The organism is Rivihabitans pingtungensis (assembly GCF_003201855.1).
GTDB classification, from domain to species: Bacteria; Pseudomonadota; Gammaproteobacteria; order Burkholderiales; family Aquaspirillaceae; genus Rivihabitans; species Rivihabitans pingtungensis.
In genome coordinates, this window is the sequence record NZ_QJKI01000005.1 from 73,162 (window position 1) to 95,348 (window position 22,187).

A 22,187-nucleotide genomic window follows, 5' to 3' on the forward strand; every position below is an offset into this window, starting at 1 on the left:
TCCGGATAGAGCGAACTGAATGATGGATACCCCGCACCCCCCGCATGCGGCTGGTGGACAAGGTTGTCATTTTTGCCCCACCCATAGCCTGAACCTGTTGCAGCTGTCGGCGCTGTACGCGGTCAGCCAGGTGCTCAACCGCACCCTGGACACCGCCGACATGCTGCGCGAAATGCTGCGCGTGCTGCACGACGAAGCCGGCCTCACCCACGGCCTGATTGCCGTGGTCGAGCCGGACAGCGGCGCACTCATGGTGCATAGCCTGCACCATCCACAAGCGCCACAACCCGAAACGGTGCGCTATCAGCCTGGCGAGGGCATTCTCGGCCTGCTGCTGGAGCAGCCGCGCACGGTCATGCTCAAGCGCGTGGCCGATGAGCCGCGTTTTCTCAACCGGCTGGGCGTGTACGCCCCACACCTGCCGTTTATCGCCGTGCCGATCAAGGTTGGCAGCGCGGTGTGCGGCGTGCTGGCGGTGCAGCCGGAAGACGAAGACGACGGCTTGCTCAGCGACCGTGGCCAGTTTGTGGAAATGGTCGCCAACCTGATCGGCAAGAGCGTGCAGCTGGCGCGCGAAGTGGCGCAGGAGCGCCACGCGCTGATCGAAGAGCGCGACTCGCTGCGCCGCACCGTGCGCCAGCAGTTTGGCTTTGACAATGTCGCCGGCCACTCGGCCAGTATGCGCCGGGTGTTCGACCAGGCGCGTCAGGTGGCGCGCTGGAACACCACGGTGCTGATTCGCGGCGAAACCGGCACCGGCAAGGAGCTGATCGCCAACGCCATTCATTACCACTCGCCGCGCTCGCGCCATGCGCTGGTCAAGCTCAACTGCGCGGCGCTGCCGGAAAACCTGCTGGAAACCGAGCTGTTTGGCCACGAACGCGGCGCCTTCACCGGCGCGGTGGACACCCACAAGGGCCGTTTTGAGCAGGCGCATGGCGGCACCTTGTTTCTGGACGAAATCGGCGAAATTTCTTCGGCGTTTCAGGCCAAGCTGTTGCGGGTGTTGCAGGAAGGCGAGTTCGAGCGGGTGGGCGGCAGCCGCACCATCCGCGTGGACGTGCGGGTGATCGCCGCCACCCACCGTGACCTGGAAGCGGCGGTGGACGCTGGCGAATTCCGCGAGGATTTGTTTTACCGGCTGAACGTGATGCCCTTGTTTCTGCCGCCGCTGCGCGAGCGCATCGAGGACATCCCGGACATTGCCCAGCATCTGTTGGGCAAAATCGGCCAGGCGCAGGGCCGCAAGCTGCGCATGACCGACGCCGCCATCAGCCGGCTGGCCGCCCACCACTGGCCGGGCAATGTGCGCGAGCTGGAAAACTGTCTGGAGCGGGCGGCGGTGTTGTCAGAAGACGGCCGCATTGATGTGGGCTTGATCTGTTTTCCGGGCGCGCGCGAACGCGGCAACGCGCGCCCGGCGGCGGCGCGCCCCGCTCCCGCCATGCATGCTGCGCCGCCCTCGGTGGACGACCCTTCGCTGTCCGAGCGCGAACGGGTGATCGCCGCGCTGGAGCAAGCCGGCTGGGTGCAGGCCAAAGCCGCGCGCCTGTTGGGCATGACCCCCCGGCAGATTGCCTATCGCATCCAGACCTTGAATATCGAGGTCAAGCAGCTGTAATACAGCGCGATTTTCATCGCACGCCACAAGGCGCCACGCCCGCCAGACTGCGCGGCCGACAGCGCCAGGACACAAGCCCGACTGGGCTGGTGTCTTACCTACCGTCGTATTGTCAGATATATTACGCACTCACTGCGCCAGCCAGCGTGCCAGGCAAGCGCCACAAGCAACGCAACAAAGCTTCGCCAACGCCGGGCAGGGCCGCTGAACGGCGCCAAACCTGCTTGGCTGGCCAGATATTCTGCACCGCCCAGCTTGGGCACAGCATTTGCTAAGAGTCGCTCACCAAACTCAGCGAAGCGCGCCTGGCCAGGCGTGCTGCGGCAGACAGTACCAGCAGGACGACCAGGCCGCGCAACAAGGCCAGGAGGGTTTTGTGAGCGGCTCTAAACGCCCGGTTATATCCATCACACCATCACGCCAAATGCCCACCTTCACGCTTTTCTCTGTACGCACCGGAGCCCGCCATGCTGCAAGATGACCTGCAAGCCGTCTGGCTGACGCTCAAGCTGGCCAGTGTGGTCACCCTGTTGCTGTTGCTGATCGGCACGCCGCTGGCCTGGTGGCTGGCGCGCACCCGCTCACGCGCGCGCGAACTGGTGGCCGCGCTGGTGGCCATGCCGCTGGTGCTGCCGCCAACGGTGATCGGCTTTTATCTCTTGCTGCTGATGGGGCCGCACGGCCCAGTGGGCCAGGCCATGCAGGCGCTGGGGCTGCCGCTGCTGCCGTTCACCTTTCCGGGGGTGGTGATTGCCTCGGTGTGTTATTCGCTGCCGTTTGTGGTGCAGCCCATCCAGAATGCGTTTGAGGCGATTGGCGAACGGCCAGCCGAAGTGGCCGCCACCCTGCGCGCCAGCCCGTGGGACACGTTCTGGCATGTGATGGTGCCGCTGGCGCGGCCGGGCTTTCTGACCGGGGCGATTCTGGGTTTTGCCCACACCATCGGCGAATTTGGCGTAGTGCTGATGATTGGCGGCAATATTCCCGGCGTCAGCCGGGTGGTGTCGGTGCAGATTTACGACCATGTAGAAGCCATGGAATACGCCCAGGCGCACTGGCTGGCCGGCGGCATGGTGGCCTTCAGCCTGACCGTGCTGCTGGTGCTGTACACCCTGAACCCCAGCACACGAGAACGCCGATGAGCCAGCTGCGCGCCCGTTTTTCCCTGTACCGCCCGGCCTTCAGCCTGGAGATTGATCTGCACCTGCCCGGCCGTGGCGTCACCGCACTGTTTGGCCCATCCGGCTCGGGCAAGACCACCTGTTTGCGCGCCATTGCCGGCCTGGAGCGCGTGCCGGGTGGCCATGTCAGCCTGGGCGAGCAGGTCTGGCAGGATGACCGCCATTTCACCCCGCCGCACCAGCGCGCGCTGGGCATGGTGTTTCAGGAAGCCAGCCTGTTTGCCCACCTGAACGCCCGCGACAATTTGCTGTTTGGCTACCGACGCACGCCGGCCCATGAGCGGCGCTTTGGCGAAGAAGAAGTGGTCGAGCTGCTCGGCATCGGCGGCCTGTTGTCGCGCAAGCCGCACCAGCTATCTGGCGGCGAGCGCCAGCGGGTGGGCATTGGCCGCGCGCTGCTCACCTCGCCGCAACTCCTGCTGATGGACGAACCGCTGGCGGCGCTGGACTTGCGGCGCAAGCAGGAAATCCTGCCCTATCTGGAAAAAGTCACCACCCAACTGGAAATCCCGGTGCTCTACGTCAGCCACGCGCCAGACGAAGTCGCCCGGCTGGCCGACCATATGGTGGTGCTGGATCAGGGCCGGGTGCTGGCCAGCGGCGCGCTGAACGATGTGCTGGGCCGGGTGGATGTGCCGGCGGTGTTTGCCGACGACGCCGGCACGGTGCTCAGCGTCACCCTGACTTCGCACGAAGACGACGCGCTCAGCCGGCTCAGCTTTGCTGGTGGCGATATTTATGTGGCGCAACAGCCACAGCCGGTGGGCGCCCAACTGCGCTGCCGGGTGCACGCCCGCGACATCAGCCTAAGCCTGTCCGCCGCCACCGACGACAGCATTCTTAACCGGGTGACCGCACAGATCGAAGCACTGGCCCCCGCGCCGACGCCAGGTCATGTGCTGGTGCGGCTGAACGCGGGCGGCGCGCCGCTGTTGGCGCGGGTGACGCAACGCTCGGCGCGCGCGCTGAACCTGGCGCCCGGCATGACGGTGTTCGCCCAGATCAAGGCGGTGGCGCTGCTGGATTGAGCATGGCGCGCATCCACCGAATCGCGCCACTTAAAATGGCGCGATTCGCCATCACCCGGAACAGAACCCATGCCACAGCCCCGCCATCCACACGCTTGGCGCGCACGTGGCCTCACCTGATAAAAAAACCCGGCGCAAGGCTTGACAAGCCAAAAACACCCCCGTAATATTGCGCTCTCTTTTACGTGGCTATGTAGCTCAGTTGGTTAGAGCACAGCACTCATAATGCTGGGGTCACTGGTTCAACTCCAGTCATAGCCACCAAAGATTCCAAGCCCGTCGCCTCAGCGACGGGCTTTTTGCATTGTCGCCCGCCCGCCGCCGGATGGCTTGGGGTATCATGGCGGGCTGTTTAGCCACCCTGTCACCCAGACGGATTCCCGTGAGCAAGAAAGTCTTTATCAAAACCTTCGGCTGCCAGATGAACGAGTATGACTCGGCCAAAATGCTGGATGTGCTGGGGGCCAGCGAAGGCGCTGTCCGCACCGACACCCCGGAAGACGCCGACATCATTCTGTTCAACACCTGTTCGGTGCGCGAAAAAGCCCAGGAAAAAGTGTTTTCCGACTTGGGCCGCGTGCGCGAGCTCAAGCTGCAACGCCCTGATCTGGTGATTGGCGTGGGCGGTTGCGTGGCCAGTCAGGAGGGCGAAGCGATTGTCAAACGCGCACCCTTTGTCGATGTGGTGTTTGGCCCGCAAACCCTGCACCGCCTGCCGGACATGCTGCGCGCGCGCAGCGACAGCGGCCGCGCCCAGGTGGATATTTCCTTCCCGGAAATCGAAAAATTCGACCATCTGCCGCCAGCGCGGGTGGAAGGCGGCGCGGCGTTTGTCTCCATCATGGAAGGCTGCTCGAAATACTGCACCTTCTGCGTGGTGCCCTATACCCGTGGCGAAGAAGTCTCGCGTCCGCTGGACGATGTGCTGGTGGAAATCGCCGGCCTGGCGCAACAGGGGGTAAAAGAAATCACCCTGCTGGGCCAGAACGTCAACGCCTATCGCGGCCTGATGCACGACGGCGAAATCGCCGACTTTGCCCTGCTGCTGGACTATGTGCACGAGATCCCCGGCGTGGAGCGCATCCGCTTCACCACCAGCCATCCGCGCGAATTCACCGACCGCATCATTGATTGCTACGCGCGCCTGCCCAAGCTGGTGTCGCATCTGCATCTGCCGGTGCAATCCGGCTCGGACCGGGTGCTGGCGGCGATGAAGCGCGGCTACACCGTGCTGGAATATAAATCCATCATCCGCAAGCTGCGCGCGGTGCGCCCGGACTTGTGCCTGAGCTCGGATTTTATTGTCGGCTTCCCCGGCGAAACCGAGGCGGACTTTGACGCCACGCTGAAACTGGCCAAGGACCTGGCTTTTGATTTCAGCTTTGTGTTCATCTACAGCCCGCGCCCCGGCACGCCGGCGGCCAATCTGCCGGATGACATTGCGCACAGCGAGAAGGTGCGCCGGCTGGAGGCGCTGAACGAGGTGATCGAAGCCGAGGGCCTGCGCATCAATCAAAGCATGGTGGGCACGGTGCAGCGCGTGCTGGTGGAAGACATCTCGCGCCGCGACGCCGAGGTGCTGGCGGCGCGCACCATGAACAACCGGGTGGTGAACGTGCCCGGCCTGCCGCGCCTGTTGCGCCAGATGATCGACGTGCGCATCACCGAGGCTTACCCCCATTCGCTGCGCGGAGAAATCGTCACCCGCGAAAGCATTGCCTGAGCGCGCCATGTCCCTGAGCCAACGCATTCAATTCACCCCGGTGGACAACGCCCGCCTGCAAAACCTGTGCGGCCCGCTGGACGAAAACCTGAAACAGATCGAAACCGCGCTGGATGTCAGCATCGCCCGGCGCGGCGAGGGTTTCAAGGTGGTGGGCGCACGGGCCGCCGACGCGGTGACCGCGCTGGAGATGTTCTACCTGCGCGCCGAGCGCCAGCCGCTGGAGGTCGAAGACATTCAGCTGGGCTTGGTGGAGTTTCAGCGCACGCCGCCCGAGGCGGTCGACGAGGGCGTGCCGGTGCTGATGACCCGGCGCGGCGACCTGCGCGGGCGCACCCAGCGCCAGAACCACTATCTGAGCGCCATCCAGAACCACGACATCACCTTTGGCATCGGCCCGGCCGGCACCGGCAAAACCTATCTGGCGGTGGCCAGCGCGGTGGACGCCATGGAGCGCGACGCGGTCAAGCGCATTGTGCTGGTGCGCCCGGCGGTGGAAGCCGGCGAAAAGCTGGGTTTTCTGCCCGGCGATCTGGCGCAGAAAGTCGATCCCTATCTGCGCCCACTGTACGATGCGCTGTATGACCTGATGGGCTTTGACCGGGTGAGCAAGCTGTTTGAAAAAAACCTGATCGAAATCGCCCCGCTGGCGTATATGCGCGGCCGCACGCTGAACCACGCCTTTATCATTCTGGATGAGGCGCAGAACACCACGCCCGAGCAGATGAAGATGTTCCTCACCCGCATCGGCTTTGGCTCCAAGGCAGTGATCACCGGCGACGTCACCCAGATCGACCTGGCCCGCCACCAAAAGAGCGGCCTGATTGAGGTGGAAAAAATCCTCAATCAGGTGCGCGGCATTTGTTTTCACCATTTTCAAAGCGACGACGTGGTGCGCCATCCCCTGGTGCAGAAAATCGTTGACGCTTACGACCGCTGGCAAGCCGCCAGCCCGGATACCCACGCATGAAACTCGCCAAGACTGTTTACCGCCCCCGCCCGCGCCAGCTCGATCTGGACGTGCATTACGCCGTGCCGCTGATCGGCCTGCCCAGCCCCGAGCAGTTCTCGCGCTGGGTGGCCGCCGCGCTGCGCAATGGCCCGCGCCTGGCGCAAATCGGCCTGCGCGTGGTGGATGAGGCCGAAGGCCGCGAGCTAAACCACGGCTATCGCGGCAAGGACGCCGCCACCAATGTGCTGAGCTTTGCCCTGAACGAGGGCGAAGACAGCCCGGCCGATTTGCCGCTGTTTGGCGACATCGTGCTGTGCGCGCCAGTGGTGGCGCACGAGGCCGCCGAGCAAGGCAAGACCCTGCACGCCCATTACGCCCACCTGACTGTGCATGGCGTGCTGCATCTGTGCGGCCACGACCATGAGGACGACAGCGAGGCCGAAGCGATGGAAGCGCTTGAAACTGTCATCCTGGCAAGGTTAGGATACGACAACCCTTACGCCGAATCGGCTGACTGAACCTCACACTATGGACGAAGCTGGCAGTAAACCATCCTGGCTGGAGCGCCTGTCGGCGCTGCTGATGCGCGAACCGGAAGACCGCGAAGAGCTGATCGAACAATTGCACGCGGCGTTTGAGCGCAATCTGCTCGACGCCGACGCCCTGGGCATGATCGAAGGCGTGTTGCAGGTGGGCGAATTATCAGTGCGCGACATCATGATTCCGCGCAGCCAGATGGATGTGATCCGCGTCAGCGAATCGGTGGCGCATTTCCTGCCCTTCGTGCTGGACACCGCGCATTCGCGCTTTCCGGTGATTGGCCGCGACAAGGACGATGTGCTGGGCATCCTGCTGGCCAAAGACCTGCTGCGCTACTTTGCCGACCCGGACGCCTTTGACCTGCGCGACAGCCTGCGCCCGGCGGTGTTCATCCCCGAATCCAAACGCCTGAACGTGCTGCTGAAGGAATTTCGCAGCACGCGCAACCACATGGCCATCGTGGTGGACGAATACGGCGGCGTGGCCGGGCTGGTGACCATCGAAGATGTGATCGAGCAAATCATCGGCGACATCGAAGACGAATACGACTTTGACGAAACCGAGAGCAATATCATCCGCGACCACAGCGGCCGCTACCGGGTGAAGGCGCTGACCGAGATCGAAGACTTCAATGCCGCGCTGGGCGTGGCCTTTGCCGATGACGAATACGACACTATCGGCGGCTTGGTGGTGTCCCGCTTTGGCCATCTGCCCAAGCGCGGCGAGAGCATCGACCACGCCGGCCTGCGCTTTCAGGTGATCCGCGCCGACAGCCGGCGCATTCACTCCCTGCTGGTCGAACGCCTGCCCGAGGCAGACACGACCGAGCAACCAGCCCCTGCCGCATGAAACTCCCTGATTCGCGCGCCAGCCACTGGCTGCTGACCGTCGCCAGCGGCGCGCTCAGCGTGCTGTGCTTTGCCCCATTCCGCCAGTTCTGGTTGATGCCGCTATTGCTGGCGCTGCTGTTCAGTCTGGCGCTGGCGCAACCGCGCGCGCGCCAGGCCGCCGGCTTGGGCGCGCTGTGGGGGCTGTCCGCCTACACGGCCAATTTCTACTGGATTTATATCAGCCTGCACGACGTGGGCGGCATGCCGGCCTGGCTGGCGCTGCCGATGACGCTGCTGCTGCCGGCTTATCTCTGCCTGTACCCTGCTTTGGCGCTGGGACTGGCTCACCGGCTGGGTGCGGAACGGGCGTGGTGGACCTTGCCAGCGTTATGGATACTAAGCGAATGGCTGCGCGCGACGGTGATGACCGGCTTTCCCTGGGGCAATATCGGCTACAGCCAGATCCCGGAAGGCCCGCTGGCCGGCTGGGCGCCAGTGGGTGGGGTGTATCTGGTGGCGGCCTGGGTAGCTTTGAGCGCTGCCGCGCTGGCGCACAGCGCACGCCATGGCCTGCGCCGCGCCGCGCCGGCACTGGCGCTAGGCGTATTGGTCTGGCTGGCGGGCATGGGCCTGAAAACAGTGTCCTGGACCGAGGATGCAGGAGAGCTGGACGTCGCGCTGCTACAAGGCAATATCGCCCAGGAAATGAAATGGCGGCCAGAAACTTTTGCCCACACCTTGCAGACCTATCAACAGCTGCTTGATCAATATCCCGCCCGGGTGGTGATTCTGCCGGAAACCGCCATTCCGCTGTTTGCCGATCAGGTTCCGCCTGGCGTGCTGGCCTGGCTGGCCGACAGCGCGCGCGCGCAGGGCAGCGAATTGGTGACAGGCATGCCTTATCTGCATCCGCAAAACCCTGATCGCTATTACAACGCGGCGCTGGCGCTGACCTCGCCACAGCCAGTATACGGCAAGGATCATCTGGTGCCATTTGGCGAATTTGTGCCGCTCCCCTGGCTGACCGGCTGGGTATATCGCTACCTGAACATGCCACTGGCAGGTTTTAGCTCGGGCGGTGCAGTGCAAGCACCCATGCAGTTGGCCGGCCACCGGCTGGCGTTCAACATCTGCTATGAAGACAGCTTTGGCGATGAGCTGCGCGCAGGCGCGCGGCAAGCAGAAGCCTTGGTGAACCTGAGCAATCTGGCCTGGTTTGGTCATTCCACCGCCGCCGACCAGCATTTGCAGCTGTCGCAAACCCGTGCACTGGAAACCGGCCGCCCGATGCTGCGCGCCACCAACACCGGCGCCACCGCCGTGGTGCGCGCCGATGGCAGCGTGCAGGCGCGACTGGCGGACTTCACCACGGGCGGCTTGCGCGCCCGAGTGGAAACCCGGCGCGGTAATACACCTTACCTGCGTGGGGGCGACCTTCCAACTCTACTGGCCTCGCTTATGGTGTTATTAGCAGCCTTCTGGACACGCAGGCATTGCCAGACTCACCTTGATTCTGACAAGAATCTCCACGATTTTCGCCACAGTGGCCATAAAGGAGCACCATGAGACACTTTACTTTTTCATTTATTTTTACCGCTATCGCCCTAGCGCTAGTCGGAGCCTGGGGATTTCATTTAGGTGGAATGCCCACAGCCCTGACAGCCATGACCTTAGCTGCGGTGTTAGCCGCCATGGAAGTTTCTTTATCGTTTGACAACGCAGTGGTCAACGCGGGTGTGCTCAAAACGATGAACCACTTCTGGCGGATCATGTTTTTGACTGTTGGCATCTTGGTAGCCGTATTCGGCATGCGCCTGCTGTTTCCGATCATGATAGTGTCGGTTGCAGCAGAGATGAGCATGGGCGATGTAGTGCGTATGGCGCTCGAACAACCGGATGCCTATGCCGCACGCCTGACCGCCCACCACGCCGAAGTCTCAGCATTTGGTGGCATGTTCCTGCTACTGGTGTTCCTCAATTACTTTTTTGACGACGAAAAGGAAACTCACTGGTTTCACTGGCTAGAGAGCCGTCTGGGTGGACTGGGCCGCATCAATGCCATCGGTGTACTGGTTGCATTGCTAGCACTGATGGTGAGCTTGCGCGGCGTAGGAGAAGCACAACGTCTAGCCGTGCTACTTGCAGGCATCTGGGGCATCCTGACCTATTTGCTGGTGGATTGCCTGGCGGCGCTGCTGGAACAAGACGAAGACAGCAACAATGGCCAGGTGGTGCGCCGGGCCGGGCTGGGGGCGTTCATGTATCTGGAAGTGCTGGACGCTTCGTTCTCGTTTGACGGCGTGATTGGCGCGTTCGCCATCACCAAAGACATCGTGATCATCATGTCCGGCCTGGGTATTGGCGCCATGTTCGTGCGTTCGATCACCATTTATCTGGTGGAAAAAGGCACGCTGGACGAGTATGTGTTTCTGGAGCACGGCGCCCACTACGCGATTGGCGCACTGGCGCTGATCATGCTGGCGTCGATGAAGTGGCACATCCCCGAGCTGTTTACCGGCTTGATTGGCATTGCTTTGATTGTGTTGTCGGTATGGTCGTCAATCCGTTATAGCAAGACGCAAGCTGCCAACTGAACACAAAACCAGCAGAATCAGACGGGCAACGGTGGTGGGCTATAACAGGTGGCGCGATTGCGGCCAGCCGCCTTGCTGACATACATGGCGGCATCGGCCGCGGCCACCAGGTCCTGCAAGATACGGCCATGCGCTGGCGCGTGGGCAATGCCGATGCTGGCAGAGATCTGGAAGCTGCGCCCATCCACTTCAAAAGGCATGCTCAGTTGCTGATTCAGGCGGCCAGCCACCCGTTCCGCCAACGCGGGCAAGGCTGGCGCACTCAGCACCACGACAAATTCGTCGCCGCCATAGCGGCCAACAATATCGGTTGGCCGCACCGATTGCTGGATGCGCCGGGCGGCTTTAATCAGGATCTGGTCACCGGTCTGGTGCCCTTGCGCGTCATTGATGTCCTTGAAATGATCCAGATCGACAAACAGCACAGCCAAGGGTAAGGCATGCTCCAGCGACTGTGCCAGTAATTCATTGAAGCAAGCGCGGTTATACAGGCCGGTCAGCTCATCATGGCTGGATAAATAACGCAGCTTATGAGCATGGGCATGGCTGTCTGTCAAGTCGTGCTGCACCAGCACCACGGTATCCGCACTGTCGGTCAGGCGCTGCACGGTCAGTTGATAGACGCGCGGCTGGCCATCGGCATCAAACAGGCTGAGTTCTTCAGGAGGGGCGTGCGTCTGGCTGCCCTGCAATACCCGCGACAGCTTGGCCAGCCAGCTTTCCGTCACCGGGCGATCCCCCGCGCGAGTACGATACAACGACAACAAGCTGTCATGGTCGTGCTGCTCGCCGGTAAAACGGCGCCATTCCGGATTGCCATGCAGCGGAAACCCGCCGCGCCCCAGCACCACCACCGCATCCGGCAGGCTGTCGATCAGTTGGGCCAGACGAGACACCTCTGCCTGGGTACGGGCCTCCATGGAACGAATGGCGCTGAAGCGCTGGCGTACCATCATCAGCGTGGCGGCCAACAGGCCGGCCAGCAGCGGCAAGAATACCCAAAGCGACATCTGCAAATTACTGCGCCAGTCGGCCAGCACGCGCGCACGATTTTCTGCGGCCACCACCACCACTGGCATGCGACGGGCAGCACGATAACTTTCCAGCACTGGCTCACCCAGACGCAGACGTTCAGCGGCAGGGCCGATTTCCCGCGCAGCCAGTTGTACGCCAAAGCGATCCTGGCGTTCCACCGTGGTCAGCCACTGGCCGCTGCCGTATGCAAACAGTGGTACGCCGTCATAGCGATAGACCTCCAGGCGACCTTCGCCCAGCAAATCCAGTCGGGAAAAATAATTGCGGAATGTCTCAGGCGACAAGGTAGCCACCGCCCACCATTGTTCGCCTTCTAGCTCAAGTGGCATGGCCGCGAGGACAAAACCCGGAGCATCACTGATCACAACCTTGCCTGCCTCAGCAAGATCACGCCCAGGATAGGCCTGAGAGAGCCACATCAGCGCACCGCGCTGCGGGGCTTCCGGCAGCAACAAACCCAGATTGGCAGGCTCGGAGCTGGCCACCACGCGACCATCAGTGCGGACCAGCGAAACACTGCGCACATTCGGCACACCTTGCAAACCGGCCTTGAGCAAGGCTTGTGCCTGCCCGCCCAGACGGGCACTGGCCGGCAGCTGTTCCCACTGGCTGGCCCGATCCATTAACAGCAGGCGGGTTTGCTCCAGCGCCTGTGAGAGATAATCCTCGGCCACCATCGCCCCGACATCCAACTGGCGGGCATGGGTGTCGATCGTCTGCCGATAGTCCCTTGAAATGCCCCAGGCCAGCAAGCCAATACCGGAACAGGCAAAGATGGCCAGCAGAATATACAGCATGCGGTTGGCGCGACCGGTAATGTCGCCATCAAAGGCACGCCCTCCCCAGGAAAACTCCGACTCGCTCACTGAGCATCCCTGACAATCGGTTGCAAATCATAGCGCTGTGCCAACAGGCGCAGGCGGCCGGAGCGTTGCTGATTGCGCACAAACTGGTTCAGCGTACCCAGCCAGGCCGGCTGGCCCGGGGCAATGGCATAGGCGTAATTCACCACATGAAACGGCTTGTCCGGGGCGATGATCCGCACCCAGTCATGGTCTTTGACCATGCGGCGTGTAAATGGATAATCCGACATGAACACATCGGCACGTCCGGATTCCACCTCGCCCTCGCGAGTGGCTGGTGGCGCCACCACCAGCAGCCTGGCTGCATGCAGGCGCTCGCGCATCAGCGGTTCGTGAAAAGTCCCGGCGGCCACGGCCACCACTCGACCAGGGCGATCAATGTCCAACCAGGACTGGACATTGACATTGCTGCGGCTGGCCACTGCATAGACATCGCTGAACATATGCGGCTGGGTGAAATCCATCACAGCCTGACGGGCAGGTGTCACGGCCACGGCAAACATGCCAACGTCGCAGCGATTACCCAGCAGATCGTCCTTGAGCTTGGCAAAATTGCTGTCGATGAATTTCAGCGAGACATTTTGCTGGGTAGCCAGATCACGCGCCATGTCGGCATCTACCCCCGCCACCGCACCAGACTTGGGATTGCGGTAGGAGATGCCATAGTATTCCGGCCAAATGCACACCCGCAGCTCACCCCGTGCCTTGATGTCATGCAGGCGGTCTGCCGCCAGCACCAGGCTGCCGTGCAGCAACAGACCCAGCGCAATAAAAAATGCTTTCATGCTCAATCCGGTGACCTTGTCGGCCAGGAAAAAACCACACCATGCGCCGGTCCACTCCCAGTCGAAACCTGCTGGCCCGGCCGGCGCGCCGCCGCAGACACTACCGCAGCCAGCCCGCAGACACAACCATTGTCAGAGATTTTTGTGAAGGCGAGCAAAACCTGCGATACATGCTGTGAATACAGTGTGCCATCTGATCACAGCAACACAATGGCAGGCCAGACAAAAGCCTGCTGATAGTAGCCAACTGGTCGCAGCAGATAAAACAAAACCCCGCCAAGGCGGGGTTTTGTTTATGCCAGAGTCGAATCCGACTTAAGCCTCGGCTTCGTCAGCCAGCTCAACAGCTTCGACATCCGGGCGATCCACCAGCTCAACCAGAGCCAGCGGCGCATTGTCGCCCTTGCGGAAACCGCATTTCAGGATGCGCAGATAGCCGCCGTTGCGGGTGGCGTAACGCGGACCCAGCACGTCGAACAGCTTGACCACGATCTGACGGTCGCGAGTGCGATCGAAAGCCAGGCGACGGTTAGCCAGCGACGGCTTCTTGCCCAGGGTGATCAGCGGTTCTGCGACACGGCGCAGTTCCTTGGCTTTCGGCAGCGTGGTCACGATGGCTTCGTGACGCAGCAGCGAGTTCGCCATATTGCGAAGCATCGCCAGACGATGGCTCGTCGTGCGATTGAGTTTACGATTGCTTAAACGATGACGCATGTCTTTATCCTTTTGTCACACACCGCTTACGGCTGCTTGTCCAGCCCTGCCGGCGGCCAGTTTTCGAGCTTCATGCCCAGCGTCAGACCCTTGGAAGCCAATACTTCCTTGATTTCATTGAGCGACTTGCGACCCAGGTTCGGGGTCTTGAGCAACTCGGTCTCGGTGCGCTGAATCAGGTCGCCGATGTAGTAGATGTTTTCTGCCTTCAGGCAGTTGGCAGAGCGGACAGTCAGCTCAAGGTCGTCCACCGGACGCAGCAGGATCGGATCGACCTGCGGAGCGCGAACTTCTTCCACTTCGACAGCAGTGCCCTGGAGATCGGCGAAGATGGACAGTTGATCCATCAGGATGCGCGCGGCAGCGCGCACCGCTTCTTCCGGCTCGATCACGCCATTGGTTTCAATGTCCATCACCAGACGGTCAAGGTCAGTCCGCTGCTCAACGCGAGCATTTTCCACCGTGAAGCTGACACGGTGAACCGGGCTGAACGACGCATCCAGGAGGATGTTGCCAATAGTGCGGTTATCGTCCTGGTTGACACGGACCGACACCGGCTGGTAGCCGCGGCCCTTCTCAACCTTGATCTCCATTTCGATCTTGCCGTTGGCGGCGAGATGGCAAATCGGATGATCCGGATTCACCACTTCCACGTCATGCGGCAGCTCGATATCGCCGGCCAGCACAGGGCCTTCACCTTCTTTTTTGAGGGTGAGCAGCACACTGTCGCGACCATGAAGTTTGAGCACCACGCCCTTCAGGTTCAGGAGAATGTCAACAACATCCTCCCGAACGCCGTCGAGCGCGGAGTATTCATGCAAAACGCCAGCGATAGACACTTCGGTCGGCGCAAAACCAGGCATGGACGACAGCAGGATGCGGCGCAGCGCGTTGCCCAGGGTATGGGCGTAGCCACGCTCGAACGGCTCCATGGTGACGCGCGCTTGCGTAGCCGACACCGGCTGCACGTCGATCAGACGCGGTTTGAGAAATTCCGAAGCGCTGTTTTGCATAGTGTTTCCTTGTTGGCTAGCGATTACTTGGAGTAGAACTCAACGACAAGCTGCTCGTTGATATCGCTAGACAGATCGGTACGTTCCGGGGCGGACTTAAAGACGCCTTCCATCTTCTTGGCGTCGATGCTCACCCAGGACGGCATGCCGATTTGTTCGGCCAGCGCCAGGGCTTCCTGGATACGGACTTGCTTCTTGGACTTTTCACGCACAGCCACCACGTCGCCAGATTTGACCTGGAACGACGGGATGTTCACGCATTGACCGTTGACGGTGATCGCCTTGTGGCTGACCAACTGACGCGCTTCAGCGCGAGTCGAGCCAAAGCCCATGCGATACACCACGTTGTCCAGGCGCGATTCCAGCAGTTGCAGCAGGTTTTCGCCAGTGGAACCCTTGCGGCGGGCGGCTTCAGCGAAGTACTTGCGGAACTGACGCTCCAGCACGCCGTAGATGCGGCGGATCTTTTGCTTTTCACGCAGTTGGACGCCATAGTCCGACACGCGGGTGTTCTTAGCGCCATGCTGACCCGGACGGGTGTCCAGCTTGCACTTGCTGTCCAGCGAGCGGCGAGCGCTCTTCAGGAACAGGTCGGTGCCCTCGCGACGCGCGAGTTTACATTTCGGGCCGATGTAACGTGCCATGTTGACTCTTTCTCCTGATTAGATGCGACGTTTCTTGGGAGGACGGCAGCCGTTGTGCGGAACCGGCGTCACATCGGAGATGCTGGTAATCTTGAAACCCAGCGAGTTCAGAGCACGCACAGCCGATTCACGGCCGGGGCCGGGGCCCTTGATGCGCACTTCAAGATTCTTAACGCCATATTCTTGGGCAACTTTACCAGCGGCTTCCGCGGCTACCTGAGCTGCGAAAGGTGTACTTTTGCGCGAACCTTTAAAACCAGCACCGCCGGAGGTAGCCCAAGACAAAGCATTCCCTTGACGATCGGTGATGGTGATGATGGTGTTATTAAAGGACGCGTGAACGTGAACGATCCCTTCGGATACGCTCTTCTTCACTTTTTTGCGTACACGCACTGTGTTTGCTTTAGCCATTATTGATCCTTACGAATTACTTCTTGCCGGCAATCGCCTTGCGCGGACCTTTACGGGTACGGGCATTGGTGCGAGTGCGCTGGCCACGGCACGGCAGGCCGCGACGATGGCGCAGGCCACGATAGCAGCCCAAATCCATCAGGCGCTTGATGCTCATGGTGACTTCACGGCGCAGATCACCTTCAACGGTGAACTTGGCCACTTCGTCACGCAGCTTTTCCATTTCAGCGTCGGTCAGGTCTTTGACCTTGGTCGACTCGGTCACGCCAGTAGCCTGGCAGATAGCCTGGGCACGGGTCTTGCCGATACCGTAGATGGCTTGCAGGCCAATCACGGTGTGCTGATGATTAGGAATGTTTACCCCAGCAATACGGGCCATACATTATCCTCAAATCTAAAAAGTTGGCGATTCTAGCACGCAATCGCACGGGCAACAAATCAGCCCTGCTTTTGCTTGTGCCGCGGATCCGTGCAGATCACGCGAACGATGCGATTGCGACGGATGATCTTGCAGTTACGGCAAATTTTCTTTACCGACGGCTGGACTCTCATTGATTTTCCTTTCGAAAGAACTGGGCGCCAAATGGATGCTTACTTGGCGCGGAACACGATTCTGGCGCGGCTCAGATCATACGGGGTCAGTTCCACTGTCACCTTGTCACCAGGCAGGATGCGAATATAGTGCATGCGCATCTTGCCGGAGATGTGGCCCAGCACCACGTGCCCGTTTTCGAGCTTGACCCGGAAGGTTGCATTGGGCAACGTTTCCAGGACTTCGCCTTGCATCTGGATCGTATCTTCTTTAGCCATGTTTCACTTTGCCTGAATACGGTTGTTAGCGCGACATCAGGCCGCTGTTCTTGAAGTTGGCCTTCTTGAGCAGGTTTTCGTATTGATGGGTCATCACGTACGATTGCACCTGCGCCATGAAGTCCATGGTCACGACAACGATGATCAACAGCGAAGTGCCGCCAAAGTAGAACGGAACGTTCCACTTCAGGATCAGGAACTCCGGCAGCAGACAGACCAGACCAATATAGATCGCACCAATCAGCGTCAGACGCAGAATGATCCGTTCGATATAGCGCGAAGTCTGCTCACCCGGACGAATGCCCGGAATGAAGGCGCCGCTCTTTTTCAGGTTGTCGGCGGTTTCCTTCGGATTGAACACCAGAGCGGTGTAGAAATAGCAGAAGAAAACGATTGCCGCTGCGTACAGCAGCACATACACCGGCTGTCCCGGATGCAGGGAGTTGCTGATCGATTTCAGCCAGCCCAGCCCTTCAGTGTTGCCAAACCAGCCCACCACCGTAGCAGGAAACAAAATGATGCTGGATGCGAAAATGGGCGGAATCACACCCGCCATGTTCAGCTTCAGCGGCAGGTGCGTGCTTTGCCCCTGCATCACTCGGTTACCCACCTGGCGCTTGGCATAGTTGACCAGCACCTTGCGTTGGCCGCGTTCGACAAACACGACCAGATACGTCACAGCAATGACCCCGATGAACAGTGCGATCACCAGCAGAATCGGCAGGCTGCCTTGCGAGGTCAGCGTCAGCGTCTTGCCAATGGCCGACGGCACACCCGCAGCAATACCGCCGCAGATGATCAGGGAAATGCCATTGCCAATGCCACGCTCGGTGATCTGTTCGCCCAGCCACATCAGGAACATCGTGCCAGTCACCAGGGTGACGACCGTGGTCAGGTAGAACTCGAATTGCGAGGTCACCACCAGATTGGGCTGCTTGAACAACATCACGGCAATGCCGAAGCTTTGGAAGGTTGCCAGCAACACGGTGGCGTACCGTGTGTACTGGGTGATCTTCCGCCGTCCCGCGTCGCCCTCTTTTTTCAGCTGCTTGAGGCTGGGCAATACTTCACTGGCCAGCTGCAGAATGATGGAAGCCGAGATGTACGGCATGATGCCAATAGCAAACACCGTAAACCGGGACAGGGCCCCGCCCGAAAACATGTTGAACATGTCGAGGAGGCCCGTCTGGGACGACTGGAACAACTTCGCTAGCTCGGCCGGGTTGATGCCCGGAACCGGAATGTGCGCACCGATACGGTAAACGATCAACGCACCGATCAAAAACCAGATGCGCTTTTTCAGATCACCAAACTTGTTGGTGTTCGCCGCTAGAGAAGGATTGGCCACTTAAATCGCGCCTTATTCAGCGAAACGGCCACCGGCGGCTTCGATCGCGGCGCGAGCGCCGGCGGTTGCCGAAATGCCACGCAGGGTCAGCGCACGTTCCACGGTACCGGAAGCAATGACTTTGGCAGCCTTGGCGCCGTTAGGCAGCAGGCCGGCTTGAGCCAGGGTCAGCAGGTCGATTTCATCAACCGGCAGTTTGCTCAGCTCGTCCAGGCGCACTTCCACGGTCAGGTGCTTGGTCAGCGACTTGAAGCCACGCTTGGGCAGGCGACGATGCAGCGGCATTTGACCGCCTTCGAAACCCACTTTGTGGAAGCCACCAGAACGCGACTTCTGGCCTTTGTGACCGCGACCGGCAGTCTTGCCCAGGCCGCTGCCAATGCCGCGACCGACGCGACGCTTGGCGTGCTTGGCGCCAGCGCCCGGCTTGATGGTATTGAGTTGCATGGTCAGCCCTCGCACTTCAACAGGTAGCTGATCTTGTTGATCATGCCGCGATTTTCAGGGGTGTCGATTACTTCGACGGACTGGCGAATTTTCTTCAGACCCAGGCCGCGAGCGCACGCCTTGTGCGACTCGATGCGACCGATCAGGCTCTTCACCAAGGTCACTTTGACGGTTTTGTTGTCACTCATTCTTCCACTCCCAGGATTTCCGCCACGGTCTTGCCGCGCTTGGCAGCGACGTCGCCCGGGGTGTACATCTTGGACAGGCCGTCCAGGGTGGCGCGAACGATGTTGTACGGGTTGGTCGAACCGTGGCACTTGGCCGACACGTTCTTCACACCCAGAGCATCGAACACGGCGCGCATCGGGCCGCCGGCGATGATACCGGTACCTTCCGGAGCCGGTTGCATGAACACGGTGGTGGCGCCATGCTTACCGGTCACGGCGTGGTGCAGGGTGCCGTTCTTGAGCGGAATCTTGACCATCTTGCGACGGGCTTCTTCCATTGCTTTTTGCACAGCAACCGGCACTTCCTTGGACTTGCCTTTGCCCATGCCGATGCCGCCATCGCCATCGCCGACCACGGTCAGCGCGGAGAAAGCCATGATGCGACCGCCCTTGACCACTTTGGTCACGCGGTTGACACCGATCATCTTCTCGATGAGGCCGTCGCCGCGTTCTTCGATTTCGTGCTTAGCCATTATTCACTCCGAATTAGAATACGAGACCGTGCTCGCGCGCGGCTTCGGCCAGGGCCTTGACGCGGCCATGGTAGTGGAAGCCGGAACGATCAAACGCGACCTTCTCGATGCCGGCGGCCTTGGCCTTCTCGGCAATGCGCTGACCCACCAGAGCAGCGGCCTTGGCGTTGCCGCCGTTGCTCACGTCCTTGCGCACTTCAACTTCGAGGGTGGAAGCGCTGGCCAGCACTTTGCTGCCAGTCTCATCAATGATCTGAGCGTAAATATGGCAGTTGCTGCGATGCACGCTAAGGCGTGCCACTTTGAGCTCCGCAATCTTGGCACGGGTTTTACGTGCACGACGGAGTCGAGCTTCTTTCTTATCCATGACTGGGCCTCAGTTATTTCTTCTTGGTTTCTTTCAAAACCACCACTTCGTCAGCATAGCGAACGCCCTTGCCCTTATAGGGTTCCGGCGAGCGGTAAGCACGGATTTCGGCAGCGACCTGACCCACTTTTTGCTTATCCACGCCCTTGAGCAGGATTTCGGTCTGGGTCGGGGTTTCCACCTTGACGCCTGCCGGCATCGGGTGAGCCACCGGGTGGGAGAAGCCAAGAGACAGGTTGAGGGTGTCACCCTGGGCTTGGGCACGATAGCCCACGCCAACCAGGGTCAGCTTCTTTTCGAAGCCCTTGGACACGCCGATCACCATGTTGTTGACCAGGGCGCGCATGGTGCCAGACATGGAACGGGCAAACTTGCTGTCGTTCTTGGCAGCGAAAGTCAGAGCGTTTTCTTCCAGCTTGACATCCACTTCGCCGTTCAGCGGCACGGAGATGCTGCCCAGCGAACCTTTGATGGTCAGCTCGGCTGCGGAAAACTTGGCTTCAACGCCAGCGGGCAGAGCGACCGGATTTTTAGCGACGCGAGACATTTTTCCTCCTTACGCCACGATGCACAGCAGCTCGCCGCCGACACCGGCTGCGCGCGCCTTGCGATCAGTCATGACACCCTTGGAGGTGGACACGATGGCCACGCCCAGGCCGTTCATGACCTTCGGAATGTCGTTGGAGCCCTTGTAGATACGCAGGCCAGGACGGGAAACGCGCTCGATGCGCTCGATCACCGGACGACCAGCGTAGTACTTCAGCTGAATGTCAAGCACCGGCTTGTTGTCTTCGGCGCGAACGGCGAATTCTTCGACGTAGCCTTCATCCTTCAGCACCTGGGCAATCGCCACTTTCAGCTTGGACGACGGCATCGATACCGAGGCCTTGTCCGCACGCTGAGCGTTGCGGATGCGGGTCAGCATATCGGAAATAGGATCATGCATGCTCATTGTATAATTCCCCTATTACCAGCTGGCTTTCACGATGCCCGGGATTTCCCCACGCATTGCGATTTCACGGAGCTTGTTACGGCCCAGGCCGAACTTGCGGAACACGCCACGGGCGCGGCCGGTCAGCGCACAACGGTTGCGCTGGCGCACCGGGCTGGCGTTGCGCGGCAGCTGTTGCAGCTTCAGACGGGCTTCGAAGCGCTCTTCGTCGGACAGGCTGGCGTTGTTGATGACGGCCATCAACTGTTCACGCTTGGCGGCGAACTTGGCGACCAGCTTGGCCCGCTTGTCTTCGCGGTTGATCAGTGCGAGTTTTGCCATGTTATTAACCCTTGAACGGGAACTTGAACGCAGCCAGCAGCGCGCGGGCTTCTTCGTCAGTTTTAGCGGTAGTGGTGATGGTGATGTTCATCCCGCGCAGCGCATCGATCTTGTCGTACTCGATTTCCGGGAAGATGATCTGCTCACGCACACCCATGTTGTAGTTACCGCGACCGTCAAAGGACTTGCCGTTGATGCCACGGAAATCACGCACGCGCGGCAGCGCGATGGTGATCAGGCGATCCAGGAATTCGTACATGCGCTCGCGGCGCAGGGTCACCTTGCAGCCGATCGGGTAGCCATCACGAATCTTGAAGCCGGCGATCGACTTGCGGGCAGTGGTCACCACCGGTTTTTGACCGGCGATCTTCTGCATGTCGCCAACGGCGTGTTCCAGAACCTTTTTGTCCGCCACAGCTTCGCCCACACCCATGTTCAGGGTGATCTTTTCGATGCGCGGGACTTCCATGACGGATTTGTAACCAAACTGTTTCATCAGTTCGGGCACAATGGCGCTTTTGTAGTAGTCGTGCAAACGTGCCATGTTCACTCCTTAAGCGCCGACAACTTCGCCGTTCGATTTGAACACGCGAACCTTGCGGCCATCTTCCAGCAGCTTGAAGCCAACACGATCGGCCTTCTGGGTTGCCGGGTTGAACAGAGCCACGTTGGAAACATCAATCGGCATGGTTTTTTCAACAACACCGCCCTGAACGCCTTTAACCGGGTTCGGCTTTTGGTGTTTCTTCACCACGTTGACGCCTTCGACGATCAGTTTGCCGTCGAGGACGCGCAGCACGGCGCCACGCTTGCCTTTGTCTTTGCCGGTGAGAACGATAACGTCGTCACCTTTGCGAATCTTTTGCATGCTGAGCCTCTCCTTACAGCACTTCAGGCGCGAGCGACACGATCTTCATGAAGCGCTCGGTACGCAGTTCGCGGGTTACCGGCCCGAAGATGCGGGTGCCAATCGGCTCAAGCTTGTTGTTGAGCAGCACGGCGGCATTGCCGTCGAACTTGATCAACGAGCCGTCCGGACGGCGAACGCCCTTGGCGGTGCGAACCACCACAGCGTTGTACACGTCGCCCTTTTTGACACGGCCACGCGGTGCAGCATCTTTGATGCTCACCTTGATGATGTCGCCCACAGATGCGTAGCGACGCTTCGAGCCACCGAGAACCTTGATGCACATCACTTGACGCGCACCAGTGTTGTCAGCGACCTCCAGCATGGTCTGCATTTGAATCATGGATTTTTTACCTTTCCAACTTAACCCGTTCTTGGTCTCACCAGATTGGTGAAGCGCC

29 protein-coding genes and 1 tRNA gene are annotated in these 22,187 nt (G+C 60.5%); 10 read left to right on the forward strand and 20 right to left on the reverse strand.

The window, feature by feature from the left end:
• The first annotated feature begins 19 nt into the window (after positions 1-19).
• The 10 genes from nifA (at position 20) to DFR34_RS05570 (ending at position 10,469) form a co-directional block, all read left to right on the forward strand.
• Positions 20-1,621, forward strand: coding sequence for a nif-specific transcriptional activator NifA (gene nifA, locus DFR34_RS05525; protein ID WP_211309300.1), 1,602 nt, complete (start codon positions 20-22; stop codon positions 1,619-1,621).
• A 467-nt stretch (positions 1,622-2,088) separates the two neighbouring features.
• On the forward strand, positions 2,089-2,763 hold the full coding sequence (gene modB, locus DFR34_RS05530; protein ID WP_110390170.1) for a molybdate ABC transporter permease subunit: 675 nt from the start codon (positions 2,089-2,091) through the stop codon (positions 2,761-2,763).
• The gene (gene modC, locus DFR34_RS05535) at positions 2,760-3,830 is read left to right on the forward strand and encodes a molybdenum ABC transporter ATP-binding protein (protein ID WP_110390171.1); all 1,071 of its coding nucleotides are present in this window, start codon (positions 2,760-2,762) and stop codon (positions 3,828-3,830) included. Before modB ends, modC begins: the two co-directional genes overlap by 4 nt.
• Positions 3,831-4,017: 187 nt before the next feature.
• Positions 4,018-4,094 (forward strand) — tRNA-Met (locus DFR34_RS05540).
• Between the two features lie 118 nt (positions 4,095-4,212).
• A complete protein-coding gene (gene miaB / locus DFR34_RS05545) occupies positions 4,213-5,553 on the forward strand; it encodes a tRNA (N6-isopentenyl adenosine(37)-C2)-methylthiotransferase MiaB (RefSeq protein ID WP_276329684.1) in 1,341 nt (446 codons plus the stop codon).
• A gap of 7 nt (positions 5,554-5,560) precedes the next feature.
• A complete protein-coding gene (locus DFR34_RS05550) occupies positions 5,561-6,523 on the forward strand; it encodes a PhoH family protein (RefSeq protein WP_110390172.1) in 963 nt (320 codons plus the stop codon).
• Positions 6,520-7,023, forward strand: coding sequence for an rRNA maturation RNase YbeY (gene ybeY, locus DFR34_RS05555; RefSeq protein ID WP_110390173.1), 504 nt, complete (start codon positions 6,520-6,522; stop codon positions 7,021-7,023). Before DFR34_RS05550 ends, ybeY begins: the two co-directional genes overlap by 4 nt.
• A 10-nt stretch (positions 7,024-7,033) precedes the next feature.
• Positions 7,034-7,894 (forward strand): CorC family transporter, encoded by an 861-nt coding sequence (locus DFR34_RS05560; protein ID WP_110390174.1) that lies wholly within the window; start codon positions 7,034-7,036, stop codon positions 7,892-7,894.
• Positions 7,891-9,441: an apolipoprotein N-acyltransferase gene (lnt, locus tag DFR34_RS05565; protein ID WP_110390175.1), complete on the forward strand. Its 1,551-nt coding sequence runs from the start codon at positions 7,891-7,893 to the stop codon at positions 9,439-9,441. Before DFR34_RS05560 ends, lnt begins: the two co-directional genes overlap by 4 nt.
• Complete coding sequence (locus tag DFR34_RS05570; RefSeq protein ID WP_110390176.1) at positions 9,438-10,469, forward strand: DUF475 domain-containing protein; 1,032 nt, start codon at positions 9,438-9,440, stop codon at positions 10,467-10,469. The genes lnt and DFR34_RS05570 overlap by 4 nt, the downstream gene beginning before the upstream one ends.
• Positions 10,470-10,486: 17 nt before the next feature.
• On the opposite strand, the gene DFR34_RS05575 is transcribed toward DFR34_RS05570, so the two are convergent.
• From DFR34_RS05575 to rplN, 20 genes are all read right to left on the reverse strand, one after another.
• Positions 10,487-12,370, reverse strand: coding sequence for a diguanylate cyclase domain-containing protein (locus DFR34_RS05575; protein WP_110390177.1), 1,884 nt, complete (start codon positions 12,368-12,370; stop codon positions 10,487-10,489).
• Positions 12,367-13,152 carry a substrate-binding periplasmic protein gene (locus tag DFR34_RS05580; protein ID WP_110390178.1) on the reverse strand — a complete coding sequence of 262 codons (786 nt, stop codon included), beginning with the start codon at positions 13,150-13,152 and terminating at the stop codon, positions 12,367-12,369. The genes DFR34_RS05575 and DFR34_RS05580 overlap by 4 nt, the downstream gene beginning before the upstream one ends.
• Before the next feature lie 315 nt (positions 13,153-13,467).
• On the reverse strand, positions 13,468-13,866 hold the full coding sequence (gene rplQ / locus DFR34_RS05585; RefSeq protein WP_110390179.1) for a 50S ribosomal protein L17: 399 nt from the start codon (positions 13,864-13,866) through the stop codon (positions 13,468-13,470).
• A 26-nt stretch (positions 13,867-13,892) separates the two neighbouring features.
• The gene (locus tag DFR34_RS05590; RefSeq protein ID WP_110390180.1) at positions 13,893-14,879 is read right to left on the reverse strand and encodes a DNA-directed RNA polymerase subunit alpha; all 987 of its coding nucleotides are present in this window, start codon (positions 14,877-14,879) and stop codon (positions 13,893-13,895) included.
• Between the two features lie 23 nt (positions 14,880-14,902).
• Entirely contained in the window at positions 14,903-15,523 is a 621-nt protein-coding gene (gene rpsD / locus DFR34_RS05595) for a 30S ribosomal protein S4 (RefSeq protein ID WP_110390181.1), read from the reverse strand.
• An 18-nt stretch (positions 15,524-15,541) separates the two neighbouring features.
• Positions 15,542-15,934 (reverse strand): 30S ribosomal protein S11, encoded by a 393-nt coding sequence (rpsK, locus tag DFR34_RS05600; protein ID WP_077296116.1) that lies wholly within the window; start codon positions 15,932-15,934, stop codon positions 15,542-15,544.
• 16 nt (positions 15,935-15,950) lie between these two features.
• Entirely contained in the window at positions 15,951-16,313 is a 363-nt protein-coding gene (rpsM, locus tag DFR34_RS05605; RefSeq protein ID WP_110390182.1) for a 30S ribosomal protein S13, read from the reverse strand.
• Between the two features lie 59 nt (positions 16,314-16,372).
• Complete coding sequence (gene rpmJ, locus DFR34_RS05610) at positions 16,373-16,486, reverse strand: 50S ribosomal protein L36 (RefSeq protein WP_077296114.1); 114 nt, start codon at positions 16,484-16,486, stop codon at positions 16,373-16,375.
• Positions 16,487-16,525: 39 nt separating this feature from the next.
• A complete protein-coding gene (gene infA / locus DFR34_RS05615; protein WP_110390183.1) occupies positions 16,526-16,744 on the reverse strand; it encodes a translation initiation factor IF-1 in 219 nt (72 codons plus the stop codon).
• 25 nt (positions 16,745-16,769) lie between these two features.
• Positions 16,770-18,092, reverse strand: coding sequence for a preprotein translocase subunit SecY (secY, locus tag DFR34_RS05620; protein WP_110390184.1), 1,323 nt, complete (start codon positions 18,090-18,092; stop codon positions 16,770-16,772).
• A 12-nt stretch (positions 18,093-18,104) separates the two neighbouring features.
• Positions 18,105-18,539 (reverse strand): 50S ribosomal protein L15, encoded by a 435-nt coding sequence (gene rplO / locus DFR34_RS05625; RefSeq protein ID WP_110390185.1) that lies wholly within the window; start codon positions 18,537-18,539, stop codon positions 18,105-18,107.
• A 2-nt stretch (positions 18,540-18,541) separates the two neighbouring features.
• Positions 18,542-18,727, reverse strand: a complete 186-nt coding sequence (rpmD, locus tag DFR34_RS05630; RefSeq protein WP_110390186.1) for a 50S ribosomal protein L30 — start codon at positions 18,725-18,727, stop codon at positions 18,542-18,544.
• Positions 18,724-19,239, reverse strand: a complete 516-nt coding sequence (rpsE, locus tag DFR34_RS05635; protein WP_110390187.1) for a 30S ribosomal protein S5 — start codon at positions 19,237-19,239, stop codon at positions 18,724-18,726. The genes rpmD and rpsE overlap by 4 nt, the downstream gene beginning before the upstream one ends.
• 13 nt (positions 19,240-19,252) lie before the next feature.
• Complete coding sequence (rplR, locus tag DFR34_RS05640) at positions 19,253-19,606, reverse strand: 50S ribosomal protein L18 (protein ID WP_110390188.1); 354 nt, start codon at positions 19,604-19,606, stop codon at positions 19,253-19,255.
• Positions 19,607-19,619: 13 nt separating this feature from the next.
• Entirely contained in the window at positions 19,620-20,153 is a 534-nt protein-coding gene (rplF, locus tag DFR34_RS05645) for a 50S ribosomal protein L6 (RefSeq protein WP_110390189.1), read from the reverse strand.
• 9 nt (positions 20,154-20,162) lie between these two features.
• Positions 20,163-20,558 carry a 30S ribosomal protein S8 gene (gene rpsH, locus DFR34_RS05650; protein WP_110390190.1) on the reverse strand — a complete coding sequence of 132 codons (396 nt, stop codon included), beginning with the start codon at positions 20,556-20,558 and terminating at the stop codon, positions 20,163-20,165.
• Positions 20,559-20,573: 15 nt separating this feature from the next.
• A complete protein-coding gene (gene rpsN, locus DFR34_RS05655) occupies positions 20,574-20,879 on the reverse strand; it encodes a 30S ribosomal protein S14 (protein ID WP_110390191.1) in 306 nt (101 codons plus the stop codon).
• A gap of 4 nt (positions 20,880-20,883) precedes the next feature.
• Entirely contained in the window at positions 20,884-21,423 is a 540-nt protein-coding gene (gene rplE, locus DFR34_RS05660; protein WP_110390192.1) for a 50S ribosomal protein L5, read from the reverse strand.
• A gap of 9 nt (positions 21,424-21,432) precedes the next feature.
• Positions 21,433-21,747 (reverse strand): 50S ribosomal protein L24, encoded by a 315-nt coding sequence (rplX, locus tag DFR34_RS05665; protein WP_110390193.1) that lies wholly within the window; start codon positions 21,745-21,747, stop codon positions 21,433-21,435.
• Between the two features lie 13 nt (positions 21,748-21,760).
• The gene (gene rplN / locus DFR34_RS05670) at positions 21,761-22,129 is read right to left on the reverse strand and encodes a 50S ribosomal protein L14 (protein WP_077296102.1); all 369 of its coding nucleotides are present in this window, start codon (positions 22,127-22,129) and stop codon (positions 21,761-21,763) included.
• Between the last annotated feature and the right edge of the window lie 58 nt (positions 22,130-22,187).